Origin of the sequence: Dyadobacter sp. 22481 (genome assembly GCF_052044875.1) — a bacterium.
Classification (GTDB): Bacteria; Bacteroidota; Bacteroidia; order Cytophagales; family Spirosomataceae; genus Dyadobacter; species Dyadobacter endophyticus.
This window is the reverse complement of sequence record NZ_JBQENV010000002.1, coordinates 193343-216531: the sequence shown is the minus strand read 5'-3', so window position 1 is coordinate 216531 and position 23189 is coordinate 193343. Positions and strand designations below refer to the sequence as shown.

The 23189-nt window shown below is 50.0% G+C and carries 16 protein-coding genes; 12 read left to right on the top strand and 4 right to left on the bottom strand.

Translation table 11 applies throughout. The features are described 5' to 3' along the window. Nucleotides 1-93 precede the first annotated feature (93 nt). The 3 genes from ACTJJJ_RS11005 to ACTJJJ_RS10995 form a co-directional block, all read right to left on the bottom strand. A complete protein-coding gene (locus tag ACTJJJ_RS11005; protein ID WP_440701806.1) occupies nucleotides 94-3069 on the bottom strand; it encodes a TonB-dependent receptor domain-containing protein in 2976 nt (991 codons plus the stop codon). A 187-nt stretch (nucleotides 3070-3256) separates the two neighbouring features. Beyond that, nucleotides 3257-4273 carry a FecR family protein gene (locus ACTJJJ_RS11000; RefSeq protein ID WP_426292652.1) on the bottom strand — a complete coding sequence of 339 codons (1017 nt, stop codon included), beginning with the start codon at nucleotides 4271-4273 and terminating at the stop codon, nucleotides 3257-3259. A gap of 139 nt (nucleotides 4274-4412) precedes the next feature. After that, nucleotides 4413-5009: an RNA polymerase sigma factor gene (locus ACTJJJ_RS10995; protein ID WP_188938866.1), complete on the bottom strand. Its 597-nt coding sequence runs from the start codon at nucleotides 5007-5009 to the stop codon at nucleotides 4413-4415. 176 nt (nucleotides 5010-5185) lie between these two features. On the opposite strand from ACTJJJ_RS10995, the gene ACTJJJ_RS10990 reads away from it, so the two are divergent. The 4 genes from ACTJJJ_RS10990 (at nucleotide 5186) to ACTJJJ_RS10975 (ending at nucleotide 8466) form a co-directional block, all read left to right on the top strand. Then, complete coding sequence (locus ACTJJJ_RS10990; RefSeq protein WP_440701805.1) at nucleotides 5186-5755, top strand: type IV toxin-antitoxin system AbiEi family antitoxin domain-containing protein; 570 nt, start codon at nucleotides 5186-5188, stop codon at nucleotides 5753-5755. Beyond that, nucleotides 5752-6606 (top strand): nucleotidyl transferase AbiEii/AbiGii toxin family protein, encoded by an 855-nt coding sequence (locus ACTJJJ_RS10985; protein WP_440701804.1) that lies wholly within the window; start codon nucleotides 5752-5754, stop codon nucleotides 6604-6606. The genes ACTJJJ_RS10990 and ACTJJJ_RS10985 overlap by 4 nt, the downstream gene beginning before the upstream one ends. A 64-nt stretch (nucleotides 6607-6670) precedes the next feature. Continuing rightward, nucleotides 6671-7513: a toxin-antitoxin system YwqK family antitoxin gene (locus tag ACTJJJ_RS10980; protein ID WP_440701803.1), complete on the top strand. Its 843-nt coding sequence runs from the start codon at nucleotides 6671-6673 to the stop codon at nucleotides 7511-7513. 368 nt (nucleotides 7514-7881) lie between these two features. After that, entirely contained in the window at nucleotides 7882-8466 is a 585-nt protein-coding gene (locus ACTJJJ_RS10975) for a class I SAM-dependent methyltransferase (protein WP_188938870.1), read from the top strand. 37 nt (nucleotides 8467-8503) lie between these two features. Here ACTJJJ_RS10975 and ACTJJJ_RS10970 read toward each other — a convergent pair whose 3' ends face one another. Continuing rightward, a complete protein-coding gene (locus tag ACTJJJ_RS10970) occupies nucleotides 8504-9598 on the bottom strand; it encodes a dihydrodipicolinate synthase family protein (protein WP_440701802.1) in 1095 nt (364 codons plus the stop codon). Between the two features lie 289 nt (nucleotides 9599-9887). Here ACTJJJ_RS10970 and ACTJJJ_RS10965 point away from each other — a divergent pair, with 289 nt between their 5' ends. From ACTJJJ_RS10965 to ACTJJJ_RS10930, 8 genes are all read left to right on the top strand, one after another. Continuing rightward, entirely contained in the window at nucleotides 9888-13073 is a 3186-nt protein-coding gene (locus ACTJJJ_RS10965; protein ID WP_440701801.1) for a SusC/RagA family TonB-linked outer membrane protein, read from the top strand. Nucleotides 13074-13100: 27 nt separating this feature from the next. Beyond that, nucleotides 13101-14663, top strand: a complete 1563-nt coding sequence (locus tag ACTJJJ_RS10960) for a SusD/RagB family nutrient-binding outer membrane lipoprotein (protein ID WP_440701800.1) — start codon at nucleotides 13101-13103, stop codon at nucleotides 14661-14663. Nucleotides 14664-14674: 11 nt separating this feature from the next. Further along, complete coding sequence (locus tag ACTJJJ_RS10955; RefSeq protein WP_440701799.1) at nucleotides 14675-15991, top strand: Gfo/Idh/MocA family protein; 1317 nt, start codon at nucleotides 14675-14677, stop codon at nucleotides 15989-15991. A 35-nt stretch (nucleotides 15992-16026) separates the two neighbouring features. After that, the gene (locus tag ACTJJJ_RS10950; protein WP_440701798.1) at nucleotides 16027-17022 is read left to right on the top strand and encodes a DUF6807 family protein; all 996 of its coding nucleotides are present in this window, start codon (nucleotides 16027-16029) and stop codon (nucleotides 17020-17022) included. 9 nt (nucleotides 17023-17031) lie between these two features. Further along, complete coding sequence (locus ACTJJJ_RS10945; protein ID WP_440701797.1) at nucleotides 17032-18543, top strand: hypothetical protein; 1512 nt, start codon at nucleotides 17032-17034, stop codon at nucleotides 18541-18543. A 173-nt stretch (nucleotides 18544-18716) separates the two neighbouring features. Beyond that, nucleotides 18717-19961 (top strand): hypothetical protein, encoded by a 1245-nt coding sequence (locus ACTJJJ_RS10940; RefSeq protein WP_440701796.1) that lies wholly within the window; start codon nucleotides 18717-18719, stop codon nucleotides 19959-19961. 70 nt (nucleotides 19962-20031) lie between these two features. Further along, nucleotides 20032-21333 (top strand): glycosyltransferase, encoded by a 1302-nt coding sequence (locus ACTJJJ_RS10935; RefSeq protein ID WP_440701795.1) that lies wholly within the window; start codon nucleotides 20032-20034, stop codon nucleotides 21331-21333. 68 nt (nucleotides 21334-21401) lie between these two features. Then, on the top strand, nucleotides 21402-23189 hold the full coding sequence (locus ACTJJJ_RS10930) for a sensor histidine kinase (protein WP_440701794.1): 1788 nt from the start codon (nucleotides 21402-21404) through the stop codon (nucleotides 23187-23189).

Below are 23189 nucleotides of genomic sequence, written 5' to 3'. Positions count from 1 at the left end.
AAACTCGGCGATTTGAACAAGTGAAACCGGAACGCAGCAATTTGGCGTTCGATCGGAATAAATGTCCCCGCGGCAAAACGCCACGGGGTTTCATCAAAAATTAACCATCAGATTGGCGTAATAATAGGTTCCATTGAACCCAAACTGGTTTGCATTGCGGGTGTAAGGTACTTGTCCGTTGCTGTAAGATGCGTAATTCGTAAACACACGGTCAGGATATACGTTGGTGATGTTATTACCCCCGAGTGTAATGGAGAAAGTCTTGTTCAATGCATATACTGCCGACACATCGAATAGATTCTTGCCACCGAAGGTCTGCACCCGGTGCGGCAATCCGCTGGGCTTTTCCCAGGCCGTTACCGCTCCGAAATACGTGGAGCGGAGGTTTACCGACAGCTTACCCATTTGATAGCCAAGCGATACCAGCACTTTGGTACGTGGCTGGCTCGTCTCGATCAATGCGCGGCTCACGGTGTCGATCAGGAGGATCGGAACGGTTGTTCCGGCCTGCAATTGGGCGGGCGTTCCTTTGGTACCCACAATTTCGGTTTTGTTGACTGTAAGCGCCACGCTGGCTGTGAAGGCATTGTTGCGTTGAAGCGGCTGCCGGAACGAGGTTACAAAGTCCACGCCGCGGGTCCGGGTACTCACTTGATTGGTGAAAAAAGTAATCTCCTGCAAGCCGGGGAAGAGCGGTTTCAATGCTGCAATGTTGTTCACCCGCAGGTTTTCCGTAATGATGATCCGCTCACGAATGTCGATCTGATAAGCGTCCAGGGTAATCAGCAGTCGGTTACGGATTGCTTTGGCTGTCAAGCCCAGGTTGTAGTTCCAGGAGGTTTCGGCTTTCGGATCTTCAATACCGATCTGGCTGAGGCGGGGATCGTGGTTCGGGATTTCCTTGGTGGAAGTGACCACGCCATTCTGCACAGTAGAGGTAGTGACCGCATTCGCAACCTGCTGCAACAATGGCGCCCGGAAGCCCCGGTTGATCGATCCGCGAATGGAGAAATTGTCGCTCAGCTTGAAGCGCGAGGCAAGCTTGCCCGAGAGGTTTCCACCAAAATCACTGTAATTCTCGTAGCGTAATGCACCTGTCAGCAAGAGTCGCTCGGTGAGGTCACTTTCAACGTCTACATACATCCCGATGTTTGAGCGGGTGCGGTTCGTTTCATCGTCTACACCGATGCCGACGCGCCCCTGCGATCCCGGAATTTTATTGTTCGATGCCGCAAACGGGCCGATCTCGTAGCTGGCCGGATCACCCGCTGTCAGCCGGAACTGGTCGATGCGATACTGGGCTCCCATCGCAAGGCTGAGCGTTTTCGTCCCCAAAATGCCGTACATCGTTTTGTTGAGGTTGATTTCGCTCACGCTCTGTCCGAAGGCAATGCGGCCCACGTAAAAGTCTTTGGGAGAATTCACTCCCATCGAAGCATTCGTTGAGTTTTTTACATTCTGATCCAGGTAGTTGTAACCATAGCCGGTACTGAAATCCAGATTCCAGCCTTCGGTTACTTTCCGTCGGATACCCAGCACGACCGAGTAATCCTGAACAGTGCCGGGCAACTTCGGCGTAAATCCATCCGGGTATACTGCCGGGTTGGTAGTCCCGACCGCGGGGATGGCCGTGCGGAAAAAACCCTGTGCATGCACACGTTTGCGGGAAAATCCGCCGAAGGAATACAGCGTCCAGTTTTGGGCCACCGGTAAGCCTGCATTGTAAAACAGCTGGCCCGATTTCATGGCATTGCTGCCGTATTCCGTCACGCGGAAGGTGCCGTAAGGGCCGTAAACCCCGCGCACTTCCCGCGCCGACTCATCGGTCGTTTTGTTGTTGGTATAAACACCGGTGTAGGTTCCGCCGGGTACCGGCTGCGGGTTATAGGGGTCCGAGCGGTCGGTGCCGGACACATCCTGATAGCTTCCCGTTACGTTCAAATATCCCTTTTTGCCCAGACGGAATCCATAATTCACACCGGCCGTATAGCCGCCGCCGTCGCCTTTGCTGGTCACGCCGTATTGGAACATAGCGCTGCCGGCTCCCACCGACTTTTTGAGATTCAGATTGACAATCCCTGCAATCGCATCCGAGCCGTATTGGGCGGCAGCTCCGTCACGCAGAATTTCCAACCGCTCCACGGCCAGCGTCGGCACGGCATTCATATCGGTAACTACGGTACCTTTGCCCACGGTCACGTTCAGGTTCACCGCAGCAAACTGATGCCGGCGTTTGCCGTCGACTAGCACGAGCATTTGATCCGGCGAAAGTCCCTTCAGGGAAGCAGGATCGGCATAGCTGGCCACGCCATTGATCCCGTTTTTGGCTGAATTGAAAGAGGGCGATGTGAACTGCACCTGCTGGCTCAGCTCTACCTGGCCGGTAGACTGCAACTCTTTGGCAGTCAACACATCCACCGGCACGGCGCGTTCCACATCCGTCCGCGCCACCGTCGACCGGGAACCTACCACGGCGACTTCCTGCAACACGACCGAACTTTCTTCCAGTGTGACATTTACAGTGGTCTGACCTGTCAGCAATACATCCTGATTTTTATACCCGATAAAGGAAAACAAAAGCGTTTGACCCTGCTCCGCTTCCAGCTTGTATTGCCCCTCAGCATCCGTTGAGGCGCCTTTGGTAGTGCCCTGCACACTCACATTCACCCCGGGCAGCGACTCGCCACTTTTGGCCGTTACCTTGCCAGAAATCATCAACGGAGCCGCTTCGGCAGCGACCGGCTCAGCCGCGGCAGCATTCAAAATGATTTGCTGACCTGCCACACGATAGGTAATGCGAAGTGGTTCAAGTAGTTGATTGAGAACATTATCGAGCCGTTGATCCTGCACGGAGACTGAAATAGGTCGGTCCGCATTAATCACTTCCGCACTGTACATAAACCGCGTATCCGTCAATTGTTCGAGGCGGTTGAGCACAGTGCGTGCAGGCTGGTCGACGGCAGTCAGTGTAACCCGACGGCTAAGTATTTCCTGTGCCCGTCCCTCGTGGGCGATGGACATGCTACCAAACAGGACGGCGAAAAGAAGTTGGCAGAAAGTAATTCTCATAATTACCCACAGCAATACTGGTAAAGTTAACTGGCGATGCATATTTTTAAGATGTTTTAAACGGGTTTCACGGAAAATCTGGACAAAACAATCCCTGCGCCCGTCATAGGGCGTTTCGCAGCATGGAAAATCAGGGAATCCAAAGCCGGTGATGGTGGAACATTACCGGCTTTTCTCATTTAAGGCATTATCGGGCATGAGCGGGCTTACAACCCCGGCTATCAATCACAACCTGGCCATCGATCACCTCGTGACGTGCGTGGGTCACTTCGCTGATCAGCGCCAACTTTTCGTAGAGCGACTCGGTTCCAAGCCGGGCGGTGAGCGTGCAGCCTCCCAGAACGTCGTCGTCATACACAAAATCAACACCATACGCCTTGGAAAGTCGGGCGAAAACCTCGGGGAGCGGTGTGTCGACAAAATTGAAATCGGGCTGCCCGTTTTCCGGCGTGAGCAACACCGGATTTTCAGCCAGCGTTTTGACCAGTCGCGCCTCGGCAGGATAAAAAACGGCACGCTGGTTGGGCACCAGTACTACGGCATTATCCAATTCTTTCGGCGATGCATTGGCTTTGGCCCGGCTGAATACCGAAACCTTGCCGGTGCGAACGGTTACGGATACATTTGACTTGCCGCCAAATGCTTTTACCCTGAAACTGGTTCCCAACACCCGCGTTACGATGCGGTCTGTCACCACGAGAAACGGTCTTTGCGGCTGTCGGGTGATGTCGAAGAATGCCTCGCCGGTCAGGAAAACCTCCCTTTTATTGCCCGAAAAATGACTCGGGTAGCGGAGGAAACTGCCGGGTTCGAGCGTTACAGTGCTGCCGTCGTCTAACCTGATTCGCATGGCTTGCCGGGTATTGTTCATCTGCACGCTCAGCAGTTCGACCCGCTCATTGCGACCTGCCGACCATTGCCAGAATCCATACCCGAACAGTCCGAGCAGCAGGACCACCGAAGCCGCTACCCTGAACCAGCTGTGCCTGAAAACCGGCATCGGCTTCACGATAGACTTTGGTTCCGTTTCGCCCTGAATGTACGCCCACATTCGTTGACCCGCGGCTTCATCGTCCTCGTCCGCGATACTGTTTTGTGCCCCTCCCATCGATTCGTACCAGGCTTCCACGCGCCGGATTTCGTCGGCGGAAGCTTGCCGGGATTGATACCGGCGAAGAAGCTGGCGAAAGTCGGAAGGTGTCATAGGAGTATCGGACGGTACAGGTTGTTGTTCATAGTGTAGGTCAGGAAGAATGGTTTGCAGCCCTAAATGAAAATGTAAAATCAGGAAAAGTTTATATTTCTGATTTCAATAAGACCAATACTTATTTGTATTGTACAATTTATTGCAGGATAAAGAAAAATGAGGCAAGAGCCCCCAGGTTCCGCAGGCTGCCCCGGACTACTTTCAGGGAGCGGGTCAAATGATATTCGACCGCTTTTTCGGAGAGGTTAAGCCGCTCTGCAATTTCGGGGATAGTCAGGTATTCAAAGCGGCTCATGCGGAACACCTGTTTGGATTTTTCCGGCAGCGCTTCCAGGGTGCGTTCAATGGCTTCGGTGAGGTCTTGCAAAGCCAGATCGTCCACAGGAACGTTATCTTCCTGATTGAGAAAAGATTCGTAGTAAGCCACGAAACGCTCGTGGACACGTAGGGATTCAATGTGATTGATAATGGAAAACCTGAGTGCGGTAAGCAGATAGGGACGCAGTTCGCGGATGTTTGTTTGTCCGGATTTGACCCAGATGCTCACAAAAAGCTCCTGAACCAGCTCCTCCGCTGTTTCCTTGCAGCGTAATTTTTGGTAAGCCAGCCGGTAGAGCATCCCCCAATAACGCTCATATATTTCAGCAAACGCTTCCCTGCTGCCCAATTGCAGTTCCATCACAAGCTGGTCGTCAGTAAGTTGTCGATAAGTAGGTGGAAGGGAAGAAGGCATAATCGGGACGCAGTTAACAGCCTGTCCAAATGTATGCAGAAAATTTACCAAAATATGGTTATTCAAACAAATAATGGTAAAAACGCCCGTGGTCGTAGAGGGTACAGATTAATTAGGGGGGTACTCAACTTGCCCGACCTTTTCTGCCATCTTCTCGAAGCCTTCCCACCTCGCTGTTGAAAGACTACAAACGCCCCAACGATAAAATCCATGAGCTGATTTCCGCAGGCATTATCGAACCTGTTAAGAAAGGCCTGTACTTACCATCCATAAGACTTTCAGAAACACGCACAGAGCCATTTCTTCTCGCAAACCATATGCTTGGCCCGAGTTATGTGTCTTTTGATAGTGCGCTATCATACTACGGATTGATCCCCGAACGGGTGTTCGAAGTTTCCTCTGCAACAACAAAAGCATCCCGCCGCTTCGACACGCCGACCGGCGTATTCAGTTTTACACGAATGCCGCTCCCCTATTACAGCTTCGGGATTCGGCAGGTCGCGGTCGGAAAAGATCAAAATGCACTTATTGCGTCCCCGGAGAAAGCTTTGTTTGACAAAATAATCAATACAGTGGGCTTAAATCTCCGAAGTAAAATCGCAGCCAGCGAATACCTGATTGAAAATCTGAGAATGGACGAAGATCAATTAAAGCAGCTGGATAAACAGGCAATGGAGATTTGGCTAAGCGATTCGCCAAAACGCCAGAGCCTGGCGCAAGTCATTAAACTCATCAAGGAACTATGATCAAGGAATGGCTGGCAAGTTACAATCCTGCCAACAAGAATGATGCAACGCAGGCGCTGCGTGAAATCATGCAGGAAGTCGCGCTGGCTGGGCTCTATCGTAAAGGCTTTTTTGAAAAGGCTGCATTCTATGGCGGTACGGCACTCCGCATCTTTTACGGACTCGACCGCTTTTCAGAGGATCTCGACTTCTCGCTACTCGAAGTAGACCCCGATTTTTCGATCAATACCTATTTGCCCGCTATCGTCGACGAGTTCGAAGCGCTGGGAATGCATGTATCGATCAAGGAAAAACAGAAGGCAGTAAAGACCAGCATTGATTCCGCATTTCAGAAATCGGAAACGGTCTGGCGCGAACTGGTTTTGGAAGGTGTTGTGCCACAGGAAGGACTTGAACAAATAGCTAGCATCAAAATCAAACTGGAAGTAGACACCATGCCGCCTTCGGGATTTGATACCGAAGAAAAGCTTTTGCTCCAACCATTTTCATTTTACGTGAAGTGTTTCACCATCTCCGACCTGTTCGCCGGGAAAATGCATGCGTTGCTTTTCAGGAAATGGAAAGATAATGTAAAGGGGCGCGACTGGTATGATATGGAATGGTACATCCGAAAAGGCGTTGCATTGAATCTCAATCAATTCGCGCTGCGTGCGTACGATAGCGGAGATTGGGGTCGGGAGAACATCAGCGAAGTTGAGTTTCGGAGTTTACTGAATGCGAAGATAGATTTGGTTCACTTCCAGCGGATCAAGAATGATATTCGGAGATTTATACCGAATGCAAGTGTCTTGGATATTTGGAGCGCTCAGTATTTTCATGATTTGATTTACAAGCTAAAATTGGGCTTATAATTGTCTGGCTACACAAACAATCTTGCCGTTAATAATGAACCGAGGAAAGGATTAACTCAAATCAATGAAAATAAGTAAAATAGGAACTTCGATCTTTATCCTTAGTGTCCTTATATACGTGGCGTCTTCCTACCTCAAAAACAAGCAACTAGACCCCACTTACATCTATTATCCAGACGGCGCCGTTAAGGGAATGACAAAACCCATCAACGATTCGATTACGCTGTACTTTGGGTATGACCGGAAAGGCAAATTGAGATATGCCTCTCGCACTGTAAACGAGTATTTAGATGGCGAAGCGAAAACATACTTCTCAGAGGGAGGCTTATTCAAAACCGAAACTTGGAGCTCCGGAGAGCTAACCGGCCCCTGGAAAATGTATTACAAAAGTGGAAACTTAATGAGCTTTGTACAGCTCCAAGACAGCATGCCAGTCGGAAACAGATACGAATATTTCGACTTACCGGGCAAGAAAGTAAAATATTTAGGAAATAATGTCAACGTCAGAGGTAAGAAGTGGACAAACTCTCAAACCTGGTATGACTCTCTTGGTAACGTCGTGAAAAGCACTGTTCGCTTAGCTCAAATATCCGGCCCGAGGGATGTTCTGCTTAACGACTCTCTGAAATTAATATTTCGGCTCGAATCCTTGGAGCACCCATTGATTGAAAACTTTGTGTATGATTGTGATAGTCTTTTTAACATTCGGGATTCCACATTCACCTATTCGTCAAAAAGTGCTGGCGAAAATGTCGTCACCTACATCAAAGCTACTAAACTTGGCGAGCAGGTCGCAAGAGGATTAATTCAAAATTATAAAGTACTGTATCGGCGAAAAAATGGCGCTTACGCGACAGAGAGTAAGGACATATATTGGAGTTATAAGTATGTCGTGAAAGAGCGTTGACATGAGAACCGTTACTATCGATTGGAAGTCTAACTCTGGATTTGTAAATTAGCTCAACATCGCAGTTACCACCGCCAAAAACCACAGGCATTTCCCAAACTTTGAACACCCAAAACCACCCGAAAACTCACCCCAAAACCAGCGAAAACTATCATCGAACAACTCAATTTTCGCCAAAAGAATTATACATAACAAATATACTGTTGCACTATATGTATAAAAAATAGTGGGTCTTTCGTGTAGTTTGCATCAAATACAGGAGACAAAATATTGATTACAAGACGATTAAAGGCAAAGTTCGAGACCCGTCTCCCTCCCCAAGTTCGAAGCTCCTGATTTTCAATTTTGTGAATACTTACTGACTTCCCATGGACAAATCAAACGGATACGAGCACAACGCAACAACATTCATCCGCTGTCGCTCAAAGGGCGTCAATGGCGTCGGCGCGCCATCTGTTCGGCAGTGGGCCAGGTCACTACCCGCAAATGCGACAGTTCTGGACGTGGGTTGTGGTGCTGGCGACCCCATTTCGAAAGCGTTGGTCAATGAAGGCTTGACGGTTTATGGGATTGATGCGTCACCTTCGATGGTTCAATCCTTCAAGCAGAACTTCCCAAATATTCCTGTCGCCTGTGAAGCCGCGGAAGATTCCTCATTTTTCAATAGGCAGTTCGATGCTGTCATTGCCTGGGGGCTATTGTTCCTTTTACCGGAAGAAACACAGAAAGTTGTGATCAAAAAAATGGCAAATGCGCTGGACGCTGGCGGAAAGCTGCTATTTACAGCTCCTTCTCAAAAAATGAAATGGGAAGATGCGATCACAGAGATAGCATCGATATCGCTTGGAGCGGAGAAATACAAAGAATTACTAACTGCGTCGGGACTTTCGCTCATCGAGGAATTTGAGGACGAGGGAGAGAACCATTATTACCATGCTGTCAAAGCAGCGTAAATAAGAATGTGACAAACGAGCACTGGTTTACCTAATCTTAACGCCCTGATTTTTGCAATATAGCGACAGGCGTGATGGCCAAGCGGTCGCACCATCCGAGGAATGTCTGGTGGGCGGCGTCCAGGACCCGTTGCTGCTCAGGGGTAACAATTTTGCTTTTGGCCCTGCAAACCAGTTCAATCGGCAACCCCCGTTTTTTCAAAAAATATTTTGAGCTCAAAGGATAAGGAACGGAAATAAGTGGCTCCATTTGGGAAATTTCAGCCTGGATCCAGCTCGCGTCTTCTGCTTTGGCTGGGTTACTGGCATTGTTACAGAGCCAGGTATGTATTTCAGGGTAAAAATTTCCGGAAATAGGCGACATTCCTTTCCCTCCTTTTTGCAGCGATTGGAGGGCCGTTGCCGTATGGGCATTGTACAACTCCATCTGAGTGCCCTTTGCCACCGCCAGTTTCTCCTCAATCTTGACAATATCTTCGGTCGTATCCTTGTGGTAAACCATGTTCTTATTGGAAACAAGGAACTTGAATACCTCCGGGGAAATGATCCGCTTGTAGGGCGACGGGCATTCGTATGTACCTAATTTCATATCTCCTGCAAGAGCGAAAAATTGCTCGAAATGCTCCATGAGCACGGCATCGCTTTCGTCTTTCCCGGCGAAATGACTGGATATCAGAATAACTCCATCCACTCCGGTGTCACGTACTTTCTTTGCAAACAGCGCCTTGCTTGCAAGCGTATCGCCAAAAGATCCGGTCGACACCACCGGCACTTTCCCGTTCACGTATTTCACCACATGGCTGGTGAGGTCGAGACGTTCCTGATCGCTCAGAAAATACATCTCGCTGCTCAAACAATTGGCAAAGAAGCCTTTTGCACCTGCTGCCAGATAAAAGTCGATGACCCTGGAAACGTTGTCGTAGTCGATTTTGAGGTCGGTACCGAACGGGGTGATCATTACCGGGACGAATTTTTTCTCATCTATCGCATGAGCATCGGAAAACTTCGAATGCCAAGTGTCGCTACCTGCAAAAGCAGATTGCAGCACCCGGCTTCCAGCCATAATTCCAACTGTCGCAGGTGTTATCTTACCCAGAAAGTCCCTTCTCGTCACTTTGTTCGGTGTTTTCATATTAATGTCCGGATCAAAATAGATGGGTCGTGATGCGAAGTACTTGACCCTGCCATTGTTTGTACGCCGTTTGCGCTGCAAAGGCTATTCGATAGCAGAAATATTCTCATTCGAATAAACAATTGAAGTGAACAAATACAAATACTTCATTTCTAGTAATTTTTTATAAAAAAATAGTACTAATCGGAGGCCCGATTAGTAACTCGAAGCGTACATGTAATTATACTCAATATGCGCTCACCACGAGCAGCCTGCGGATCTCTTGGAAAACTTAAACCCGGTTAATTGCATGGAACAGAAAACTTTACCTCAACATGGTACACGCTTAAAAAATTACTGCAAGAGATGCTGCCTGCTGGCCGCCCTGGCAGGCCTTACGATCCCTGTTCGAGCGGCCGGGCCATTCGAATTCGCAAAGGGCAAAATCGCTATGAACAGGAATAATGGAGACCCGGTGTTACTTCAAAATGTGAAAGGAAGGGTAACCGACGAAAAAGGGGATGCGCTTCCGGGTGTGAACATTTTGGTGAAGGGCAGCCAGCAGGGTACGAGCAGTGATTCGAATGGAAATTTCACGATCGAGGTACCGCAAGCCAACGCTGTTCTTGTGTTTTCCTTTGTGGGATACCAACCCCAGGAAGTGACGGTCGGCAGCAATTCCATGCTGGAAGTAAAGCTTCTAACCGATACAAAATCGCTTGATGAAGTCGTAGTAACCGCCTTAGGTATCAAGAAAGAGGTTAAATCCGTCGGCTATTCCGTAACCAAGGTAGAGGGAAGTGCATTCACAAAGACCAGGGAAACGAACATCGGCAACTCGCTGGCGGGAAAAGTGGCCGGTGTGAATGTGTCCGCGGCAGCAACAGGTCCGGCGGGGTCAAGCCGGATCACAATCCGGGGTAATACTTCGCTTTCCGGGGACAACGCTCCGCTTTTCATTATCAATGGGTTGCCTATGAATAATACCAAGTTCGGGAAGACCCAGGGCGATAACCCGGACTGGGGTGACAACATATCCAGTATCAACCCGGACGATGTGGAAGAAATGACCGTCCTCAAAGGGGCCGCCGCCGCCGCCTTGTACGGATCACGTGCCAAAAACGGGGCCATCATTATCACTACCAAATCGGGCAAAGGCAATAAAGGCATCGGCATCGAATTTAACTCCAACAATACCCTCGAAGTGCCCTATTTTATATGGGACCTGCAAAAGGAATATGGCCAGGGTTACAATGGCGTAAAGCCTTCGGGCGTCGGGGTCGCGGCGGCACACGGGCAAAATCACTGGGGCGCGCCCTACGACGGATCGATGGTGGTGCAGCTGGATGGGGTGGAGAGGCCCTATTCGTATGTGAAAGATCAGGTTTTGAAGGATTTCTACGGCAATGGCCATACGTCTTCCAACAACGTAGCTTTTACAGGTGGCGGTGACAAGGGAAATTTCAGGGTTGCCGTAACGGATATGCGCAACAAAGGCATTATTCCAAATGCAACCATGCGGAGGGATAATATCAGCCTGAGCATCAACCAGAACGCGACCAAAAACATCGCCATCAGCGCCAACGTGGATTATATCAACGAAAAAGTCGATAACCGCTACGTGCTCGAAACGAACAACGCTAATAGTGCGGGGACCATCTTGTTTGTCAACAGCAACATGCCTACCAGCGCGCTGTCTCCCGGCTACGACCCCATTACATTCAAAGAGAAAGTACTGGGTACCGACCTCGGTGCTACCAACCCCTATTATTCGCTCAATCAGATCAGGAACAACACCCAGAAGGACCGATTCATTGCGGCAGTGAATGCGCGGTGGAACATTACCGACTGGCTATTCGTGCAGGGAAAAGCGGGACAGGATATGTTTTCCTATCAGATCAACAAAATCGTCCCCGAAGGCACCGGTTACCGTCCCAACGGGCAGATTGATCAGATCCAGACCAACTTTTACGAAAGAAATTTCGAAGGGATGATCGGGCTCAATAAAGCGCTTAACAAGAATTTCAATCTGGTGGTCAATGCGGGTGGGAACCTCATGTCGCAACACAGCAATGGCACCAACATCAGCGGCTCCGGCATTATCACCCCCCGCTTGGAGGTCATTAACAATACATCCGTCCGGAACACGACCACTACTATTACGGACAACAAGATCAATTCGTTGTTTGGAACCGCGGAGCTGGCATATAAAAATTACCTGTTCCTGAACGTAACCGGCCGAAACGACTGGTTTTCAACCCTCAGTCCTGAATCAAACAACTATTTTTATCCGTCCGCGAGTGTCAGCTACGTGTTCTCAGACGCACTTGATCTGCCAAAGGCTATTAGTTTTGGAAAATTCAGGGTGTCGTACGCATCCGTCGGCGGTGCAACAGATCCCTACCAGCTTAACCTGACCTATGGCGTGCTGCCATACAGCTACGACGGGAAACCGCTGGGCACCATCAACCAGGCTATTGTCCCGAACAAAAATCTTCGCCCATTAAGCGTGAATGAGTTCGAGGCCGGTCTGGATCTGCGCCTCTTCAGCGGAAAATTGGCCCTCGACGTCGCTGCGTACAACAGATCAACGAAAAACGATATCACCACTGAAACCCTTTCATCGGTTACCGGCTATAACGGGGCCGTTGTTACGGTAGGCGAACTACGCAACCGGGGTGTTGAAATGCTGTTTACCGTAAGGCCAGTCACTGCGAAAAATTTCAGCTGGGATGTTTCGCTCAATGTGGCCTACAACAAAAGCAAGATTCTGAAAATCTCCAATTCGACAAATGAATTCCTGCTGGGAACCGCAACGAAGGTTTTCCTCAAACAGGTCGTAGGTGAAGAATACTCGCAGATCGTCGGACGCACCATTAAGCGGGATGCCAATGGTCGCGACGTAATGGATGCCAAAGGTCTGCCTATCGTGCCTACCACTGTGAAGGCGTTCGGCTCGGGTATTCAAAGATACACATCGGGCATCACCAATACTTTCAGTTATAAGTCATTGACCCTTTCGGCCCAGGTCGATGGCAAATTCGGGGGCCTGATTTACTCCAACACCAACTACAACCTCGAACACCGCGGAATGTCGCCGCGATCGTTGCTTGGAAGAGCGAACGGCGTGGTACTGCCGGGCGTCACCGAGACCGGCGAGGAGAATAAAGTACTGGTAACCGCCGCCCAGGTCAATAATCGCGACATTATCGTAAGACGCCGGGACGCGCTGGACGATTACCTGTACAATGCGAGTTTTATCAAACTTCGCTATGTTTCCCTGACCTACAATCTGCCGCGCGTTGTGTATGAGAAGATCGGCTTTATCAAAGGCGCCAGTGTTTCATTGGTAGGAAGAAACCTCGCGATCCTCATGAAACACACGCCTGGCATCGATCCGGAAACGAATTTGTCGGCGGGTAACGATCAGGGGATCGAATCGTCGGCTCTCCCTCCCACCAGAAGCTACGGCTTTAATGTGAATTTGAAATTCTAAATCAGCAACGTGTTAAATCTGTTTAAGATGAGAAATATATCAAGTCTGATGCTCGCAAGCTGCATGGTGTTCCTGGCTGGCTGCGACGGCGATTTTGAAAAACTGAACAAAGACCCTAATGCAGCAACCGCCGAGCTGTTCAGTCCGGCCTACCTGTTTACCTCCGCGCAACTTTTTTCGTCCAGAGGCGACGATGGGGCATCCCTGCATTATACAGAGACTTTCGTCCAGCATTTTTCGACGCTGAGCGACGCAGGGACGTTTGACTTCTTCGGCGACAAGTACGTATATAACAAAGGGGGAAGCGAGAGTTTGTGGAAGAATACATTCAATGCGGTGAACGGCGGAAGTAAGCTGCTGGAAGATGCCATTCAATTATCGAAGGATAAACCGGAACTGAGCAATCTGCACAACATGGCACGGATCTGGAAAACGGTCATATACCACCGTCTGACGGATTTATATGGGGATGTACCCTATTCCGAAGCAAATCAGGGCTATTCAACCCAGAACTACAAGCCCAAATACGATACGCAAAAGGATATCTATTACGGCATGCTGAGCGAACTGGAAGACGCAACGGCTAAGCTCGACGCATCCAAAGGACCTGTAACAGCCGACATCGTTTATGGAGGGGATGTTGTGAAATGGAAGAAATTCGGCTATTCCATGATGCTGCGTCTGGGGATGCGGTTGCAAAAAATAGAACCGGCAACCGCGGAAAGCTGGGTAAAGAAGGCATTCGCCGGCGGGGTATTCACTTCTGTCGACGACAACATGTACGTCAGGTTTCCGGACAAAACGGGCGCTAATCAATCGCTGGTGAACGGTGAAAGCTGGACATTGTCCGTGTCGGGCGTATCGCCGGGCAAGATCAGCGCGACCATTTTCAACTACATGAAAAGCCGCAACGATCCGCGTCTCAAATACATGGTGGCCGTATATTCCGATCCCTCCAAAGCATCGACCAAAAACACGGACCCCGCTGTTCAGAAGGGAATGCCCAACGGGTTCAACCTGGTGACCATCAAAGCCGATCCAAGTTGGGATAATACGAAGGACCAACACCAGTATTCGGGTATCAACCGCGATGTTTATGCCAAACTCGATGGGCCGAGAATGTGCCTAACCTATGGCGAAGTCCAATTGATGTTGGCGGAAGCGGCGGTCAGAGGCTGGATAAGCGGGGATGCCGCGGCGCTTTATAAAGAGGGCGTTGCCGGGGCAATGAAGAATGTGGCCAAATATGACGCGTCGGCGGTGATCACCGATGCCGAAATCAATGCCTATCTGACGGCCAATCCTTTCGTAGGCATTGCCGACAAGGAAAAGGCCTACGAACAGATCAACACCCAGTATTGGGCCGCCTGTTTCATGAACGGCCTGGAAGCCTACGCCAACGTTCGTCGTTCCGGCTACCCCAAGCTAACGCCCATCAATTATCCGAGCAACGAAACCGACGGAACTTATCCCCGCAGACTGCGCTACCCCGAGGACGAACCGGTGTTGAATGCCGACAATTACAATGCCACTGTGGCGCGTCAGGGCACGGACAATTTCAAAACAAGGGTTTGGTGGGATAAACAATAGTAGTCAAAAGGATGAAGAACAATGAATCAAAAACAATCGCGTCGGAAGTAACCCGGCGCGATTTCATCAAAACTGCCGGCGTGAGCATCATAACCGCCCCTTACATCACTTCGGGCTGGGCCAAAACACCTCCCAGCGACATGGTCCGCCATGCGGTGATCGGCACGGGGGGCATGGGCCGGAACCATACCAAAGCGTTCGGTAACATGAAAGGATGTAGCCTGGTGGCGGTCTGCGACGTCGATCCGGAACAGCTTGGTAAAGCAGTCAAGGATTTACCGAACGGGGAAAAGATCAAAAAATATGCCGATTTCAGAGATTTGTTGCAGGATAAGTCCATAGACTCCGTGTCTGTCGCCACACCCGACCACTGGCACACGCCCATTGCCTTGTGGGCGATGATGGCGGGCAAGCATGTGTATGTGGAGAAGCCGTGCAGCCATAATATTAAAGAAGTAAACCTGCTTGTAAAGGCATCAAAAGCATTCAACAAATGTGTGCAGCACGGAACCCAGCGGCGGAGCAACGGGGCACATATCGAAGGCATAAAGCAGCTTCGCAACGGTATCATCGGAAAAGTACATACCATTAAAGCCATTGACCACCAGTATCGCGAGGCCATAGGCAAGGCGCCAGCGCAGGATCCGCCGCCGGGAGTGAATTACGATATGTGGCTTGGTGCCGCCCCGAAAGTCCCTTTCACCAAAAACCGCTGGCATTACAACTGGCGGTGGTTTTGGGATTATGGCAATGGCGATGCCGCCAATGACGGCGTACACCAGATCGACGTGGCCGTATGGGCCCTGGGCGACAGGTACCCAAAGCGCGTGGTGGCGTCCGGAGGTCAGTATTTTTACGATGATGACCACCAGACACCGGATACCCAGACAACCATTTTTGAATACGACGACACGCAGATCATCTGGGAAATGCGGTTGTGGACGCCTTATACCCTGGAAGGGCACGACAATGGCAATGTAGCATACGGCACAGAAGGTAAAATGGAATTCGGCCGTGCGGGCGTTATAGTCACAAAAGGAAAAGAGCAGATCAAAATAGAATCCCCGGAAACGGTCGAGACGATCATGCCTAATTTTATGACAGCCGTTCGTGAAAACAATCCTGCAAAATTAAACGCTCCGATCGAGAAGGGTGCCGTCGCTACCAATATGGCATTGCTGGCGAATATCGCAACCCGGGTGGGGGCATCCTCGCTTCAATACGATCCTTTGAAAGAAGAAATCAAATGCCCTGGTCTGGATAGGCAGGCCAACACATTGCTTGGCCGGACCTATCGGAAAGGATACGAACTTCCTTACAAAGGTTAAACTGCATTGTTTATCAAAATCCTGTAACCCTGATCATGACAAAAAAGCCAGCTGCTTTACATTACTTCCATAGCCTCATAACCGGATGTATCATTGCGCTTTTGCTTACAGTACCCGGATTTTCACAACAGGTCAAAAAAGCAAATGCCTCATCGCCTGTGGTTTCATTTGAGCAGAAACCCGGCGTGTTGACTATTTCTATCGGAGGCAAACCATTTGCGAGCTATGTATATGAGGATGAGAAAATTACCCGTCCCTATTTCGCGCACGTCAAGTCGCCTTGTGGCATTCAGGTAACCCGCAATTACCCGCCTCAGGAGGGCGATCCCAAAGACCATGCAACATTCCATCCCGGCATATGGCTGAGTTTTGGCGATATCAATGGCAATGATTACTGGCGGCTGAAAGCAAAAGTGGAGCACGAGATGTTCGTGGAGCAGCCTATGGGTGGACCTGGAAAAGGAACGTTTGTCGTTCGTAACTATTACATGAGCAGCGACGGCAAGAACAGGGTTCTGGCTGAACTGGCACAATATACGGTCCTCGTGCGACCGTCCGGGACATTGCTACTGGTCAACAGCACGTTTACTTCCGACTCCGGTGACATGATTTTCGGCGACCAGGAGGAAATGGGCCTCGGTGTACGTGTCAATACCAAATTCAGCGTACAATATGGCAAAGGGCATATTACCAATGCGGAAGGATTGAAGGACGGCGCAGGCACTTGGGGAAAAGCTTCAAACTGGGTCGATTACAGTGGGCCTGTCGACGGTAAATATGTCGGGGTAGCCCTTATGCCCGACCCAAACAATTTCCGCCCCAGCTGGTTCCATACCCGCGACTACGGTTTAATGGCAGCCAATGCGTTTGGACGTGAGGCGATGACGAAAGGTGAGAAAAGTGCCGAGGTAATCAAAAAAGGGCAGAAATTTCATTTGGGATACGGCTTACTGATTTACTGCAAACCCGACGCAGGTAAAGTCAACATTGAAAATGCCTACCAGGATTATCTGAAAGTACGCTCCAACTGACGCGCTGACATGAAAAAAACACTTTCAGAATTCTCCTCTTCTCCGGCCTTATTTTTTGCCGGGGCCCTGTTAACATGCCTGGTGTTGGTACCGGTACTTAGTTTTTCGCAGCAGAAGGATTATCTTTTTTATGTAAAAACACATTGCGATAACCTGATCACGTACGGAAAGGATGTTTACGGTACAGAAAAGTCGCGTATGCTGGCATCTGTTATCGATTCGCGTGACATGAGCGTACCCAAATCCAAAGTGCCTCCAACCGAAGGAACCCGTGAATCGGACCGTGCCGTTGGCGGAAGCAATTACTATCACGATGTGGAGACCATCCGCATTTTTGACGACCTCAGTAAGCTCACCGGCGACCCAAAGTACAAATCTGCCGGCGAGGATTATACGCGTGATTTTATCAAAATCTGCCAGAACCCTTATACCGGATTGCTGGGCTGGGGCGAGCATCTTTATTACAATTTCTTCAATGAAACGATCATGGAAGGCGACCTCGACCGGCCGGGAACCATGTTCACCCACGAATTCATCGAGAATACACCGCCCTGGCCCTACCTATGGAATATTGATTCGGCAGCCGTGCGAAAAGCCATTACCGGCGTACGCGGGCATTTCCGCTCACCCGTTACGCAGAGCTTTCTTTTCAACCGCCACGCACGCTGGAACAAAGTGGAAAAACCCGAGTACCGTGGGCTGGAACAATACCAGGACGGAGGGCAGGCGTGGATCAAGCATTCCGGTCTTTACTGCTATTCTTTCAGCTTTCTTTATAATAAAAACCGCAATCCGGAATGGAAAAGATGGGCGGAAGGATCGGGAAACCTTTACTGGAATTACCGCAATCCAAAGACAAATCTGATTGTCAGCTGCATCGATGACCCGCGTCCTACCGGCAAAAATTCATCGCTGACGTCCACGGCCTTGTTGTGTTACTATTTACTGAAAGCTTCCGCCATCAATCCGGAGTTCGCCGGATTCAGGCAGCAGGCCGAGCTCATGTTCAAAGCAGCCGAAAAATATTCGTGGGACCCGAACCAAAACAGCTATTACGCCCTGGTGGATTTGGATGGTAAACCGGTCGGAACGGAAGTAATCCCTGTAATCGCTACCGGTTATGGCGTTGCCGACATGTTGCTTTTCGGCAGTGTCGCGGCGTACTTCTACAAAGTGACGGGTGACAAAGCGTACCTGGCTATGGTGAAACAAGTAGCGGACATTGTCGTGGATCATACCTGGCCCGACAAATTTGTCGTCAACAGCCTGGCGAGTAACCTGCAATTTTCGCTGGATGCATATGAAATACTGGGTGATAAAAGGATGTATGAAAAAGCCAGGAAACTCGCTGAAATCGGCATTCAGACACTGTGGAGTGGTAAACTTTTCCTGCGCGAGCCCAAAGACCCCTATTATGAAGCAAAGTTAGGCACCAACGCCCTGGTGGCCGGCTTCCTGCGCCTGCATTACCTTGAAAAAAACAATCCGGCTGCTGCGTCTCTTAGCCGTTGGTCGCTTTGATGAGCGGAACGGGTTGAATGCGGCGGCCTGGCGAATAGGCCACCACCTGAAATATGAGCAGTACTACCCATGAAAATGGGTGGTAAGCTCCATTTTATGCGGGTAGTCGGGCTGGTAATTTTGTGATGTCGAAAGACAAAGAGACTCATCTTAAATCACAAAGTCTATCAGCTATGAAAACATTTTTCCAATCCATCCTAAGTGTGTCGCTGGGCGTTCTGATCCTGTCCTGCGAAACAGAAAAAGAACCCGTCGGTCCCGGGCAGGAACCTTCGGGACAGTCTGTTGGGGCAGTAACGCCCGCAGGCGTTCCCGAGGGAACGATCACCTCCGTACAAATCGGCCCTTCCGGTGGCGTTGTCGCCTCCCCCGACAACCGCATTAGCGTTGTCATTCCTGCCGGTGCGGTGAGCGCTTCGCAGACGTTTTCACTTCAGGGCATTACCAACAATTGTCCGGCGGGTGAGGGCCAGGGGTTCCGTTTGCTGCCACATGGCGTGAATTTTGCGAAACCGGCCATCGTCACATTCCATTACGACCAGCGCGACCTCGATGGAACAGCCCCTGAATTGATGCGTATTGCCTATCAGAATGAAAAGGGGGTCTGGGTATCTCCCGCGACCAGAAGTCTTGATACCACGGCCCGAACCCTTTCGGTAGAAACGACGCATTTCAGTGACTGGGCCATGTTTCTGACAATGCAGATTGACCCTGCCAGCGTTTTTCTGAATCCGGGTGAAAACGTGCGCCTGAGCGGCAGCTATATTGCTGAGACGCAGGAAAAATTTGGCGAGATCGTTCTTGGGCTCCCGGAGGCTATTCCCTCAAACCTGATCGACAAATGGACTTTGAGCGGCGAAGGTACCCTGAAAGGCAATTACAATGTCGCCGACTATTCAGCGCCTGGGACAATACCGGCCACCAACCCCGCTGCCGTCACCTTAACCCTCCACAAAACCATAAAAATCGGCTCCCAGGAATTCAGGGACCTCCGCCTGGTAAGCAACATTTTCGTGGCACCGGAAGGCCTTTCGGTACAGATCGATAACGGTGCGTGGCATACGTACAGCGCCGGCGTGAACGGTACCGGCGGGCAGTATATGGTAGTGGGCAAGGATGGTACCGAAAGTGCTTCCGTCAGCTGGAAAGGCGCATCATCCGGCACGTTTCGCTGGACTAAAAGCACCGACGTGGCATTCAATCTTAACAAACCTAAATTGATTTATCAGCAGATCTACGGCAAAGCGCTGAACGTCAGCGGTGGATCTGTACAGGTCGATCAGTCAGACGCGATGTGGGTGACCGGCACCTTCGTCGTTCAACCAGCCGGATGGCTCAATACGGCTACCCAACCGATTTCGATAGGCACTGCGTCCATCAGAGGAGTTTTCCGGGTCAAACGGGTCGGCCAGCTGTGAATATCCCGGTAATAAACTAGTAAACAACAGCATATATTCATTCAAACCATTAATCCAATCCCTGTTAGTCATGAAAAAAATACTTTTTGCCAATATGCCTTATGAAGGTCACTTCAATCCTCTGACTGGTATAGCCATGCATCTGAAATCACTCGGCCACGACGTGCGATGGTATTCGGGAAGCATCTTCAAAGAAAAGATCGACAGCCTCGGCATTCCCTACTACCCTTTCCGGAAAGCGCTGGATTTCAACCAGCACAATGTTCACATCCTTTTCCCCGAACGCGACAAGATCCGGGGAGCCGTTGGCAAACTGAAATACGACCTGAAGACTGCATTTATACTCAGGTCAACGGAGTTTTATGAAGATATCCGGGAGATTGACGAGTCCTGGTCATTCGACCTGCTGATCAGCGACATCGCATTTACGGGCATGCCGTTCGTGAAGGAAAAACTGCGCAAGAAGGTGATCTCGGTAGGTGTGTTCCCACTCATTGAAACTTCCCGTGACCTGCCTCCTACCGGCTTGGCGATGACGCCTTCCAACAACTTTTTCGGACGAAGAAAACAAGACTTCCTTCGCTTTTTCGCGAACAAGGTCATCTTCCGGGAGGCGGCCGGTCTTTTCGCCAGGCTCTTTCGCGAGCACGGGATGGTTCCGGTGAGCGGCAACATTTTTGATGTCCTATGTAAAAAAACGGACCTGCTCCTCCAAAGCGGCACGCCGGGGTTTGAATACAGCCGCTCCGATCTGAGCAAAAAGGTGCGGTTCGTAGGACCATTGCTACCCTTCACAAAAGGTGGTAAAGGCCGCACTGACCTTGGCGAACAACTCGGGAAATACGAAAAGGTGATCCTGGTCACACAGGGTACGATGGAAAAAGACCCGGAGAAGATTCTCGTTCCCACGCTGGATGCATTCAAAAACACCCCCGTACTGGTAATCGCCACGACGGGCGGAATGGGCACGTCAGAGTTACAGGCGCGCTATCCGCAGGAGAACATCGTCATCCGCGACTTTATACCGTTTAATGAGATCATGCCGCATTGTGATGCGTACGTCACCAATGGGGGATACGGAGGTGTGATGCTGGGCATACAAAATCAATTACCGCTCGTCGCGGCGGGGATTCACGAAGGTAAAAACGAAATCAATGCCAGGATCGGCTATTTCAAACTCGGGATCGACCTCAAAACTGAATTTCCGACGCCGGAACAAATCAGAGCCGGGGTGGAAAAAGTGTTGAGCGACGGCACGTATAAAAGCAATGTAAAAAAACTCAGCCGGGAGTTCAAAGATTACAACCCTCATTTGCTTTGTACACAATACATTGATGACCTTCTCGATATCAAAACACCTGAGCTGATATAATGCTACTTTCCGGTCGATTCGTATTCATTTTATGTTTGCTATCTGCCATGACCACGTTGGGTCAGACAATGGAACCGCCTGTAATCGAGCTAGGTTACAGGCAGTCCAATTACATTGTCGGACGAAATATGCTGGTGCTGGAAGACCCTACCAACGCATTGCAGCTAAGCGACGTAGAAGGCAAGCCGGGGTTGTTTCGGCCTATGACCCAGCAAACGCTGAACGTAGGGCCCAGCGCTTCCACTTTCTGGCTGAAATTGCGCGTGGTCAGCAACACGCCGACGGAGTGGTTTCTGCACGTGAAAGCACCATTTCTGAAACAGGTCGACCTCTTTACCAGGACCTGGCCCAGTTATGACCAAATAAATGAGTACATCACCAACGTTGGTTCCGCATTGCCTTATCATGACCGGCCGGTCCGCACCAATCAGACAATCCTGCCCCTCCCGCTGGTCGTGAAAGATACCGCAACGATTTATCTGCGTGTACGCAGCAACTCCATCATACGCGTACCGCTTGAAATCTCGACGATGCAATACATCTATGAAAACAGCCAGGAAAATGATATTGCACATGGATTTTACTTCGGGTTGATTGCCGCATTGATCATTTACAATCTGTTTGTGTTTATCTCAATACGGGAGCGTACTTACCTGTACTACGTGTTTTATATTTTCTGCGTAGCACTAAATATCAGCTATATCAAAGGCCATTTTCTGCAATTCATCGTCCCTCATTTCCCTCAGGCCAATCATTCCAATTATACCGGCAGCCTCGCTTTCATATTCGCATTGCTTTTCACCAATTCGTTCCTGAATACCAGCTACTATTGCCCGGGATTGAGAAAATTCGGCTGGCTGATCATCGTGTCTTGCGTCTCAATCATTGCGCTTTCACTTTCCGGTCATTTATTACTGGGCTTTAAGCTCAACTGGATCACGGTGGGCCTCTTCCTTATCTACTCCAATGTGATCGGTTTTGTAGTGCTAAAACAGGGATTCAAGCCAGCCAGATATTATTTGATGGGCTTCACCGCCCTGCTGGCTGGCATTTTTATTTTTATGATGAAAGACATGGCTATTCTTCCGGAGAACTGGTTTACTGAGGGCGCTTATCAGATCGGGTCCGGCCTGGAAGCTATCATCCTGTCCTTTGCCCTGGCTAACAAGCTCAATACCTATAAACGAGAGAAGGAAGTAACCCAGGCCGAAGCGCTGGCGCAGGCGACGCTTTTTTCGCAGCAGCTTATCGGTTCACAGGAAAGTGAGCGCAAGCGGGTAGCTGCGGAGCTGCACGACAGCCTCGGGCAAAGCCTGGGAATGGTCAAAAACAAGGTTCTGATGATCAAAAGGGATGCTGAAAAACCGGATCTGCGCGAAAAACAGGTCAGAGACCTGGAAGAGATGGTCACGGAAGCGATTCAGGAGGTGCGCAATATTTCCTATAACCTGCGTCCGCTGCATCTGGAACTCCTGGGCATCACGCAATCGCTGCATAGCTTACTGGAAGACGTCATAGAAACAGGCCTGATTGAGCTGGAAACGGATATCCAAACCTTCGATAACCTGCTTACCAAAGCCAATGAGATGAATGTTTTCAGGATCGTCCAGGAGTGTTTCAACAACATTCTCAAACACGCACAGGCCACCACCGCACGAATTCAGATAAATAAAGACGATGCAATGATCGCAATAAGAATAGAAGACAACGGTGTAGGTATCGGACCTGCCGCAATGGAAAAGGGAGGCTTCGGGATGATCGGAATCCGGGAGCGGCTCAACATCGTCAATGGCCAGATCGAGATCCTGGAAAACAAGCCGTCAGGTACTATTATTCATATTCAAATTCCTTTCTAA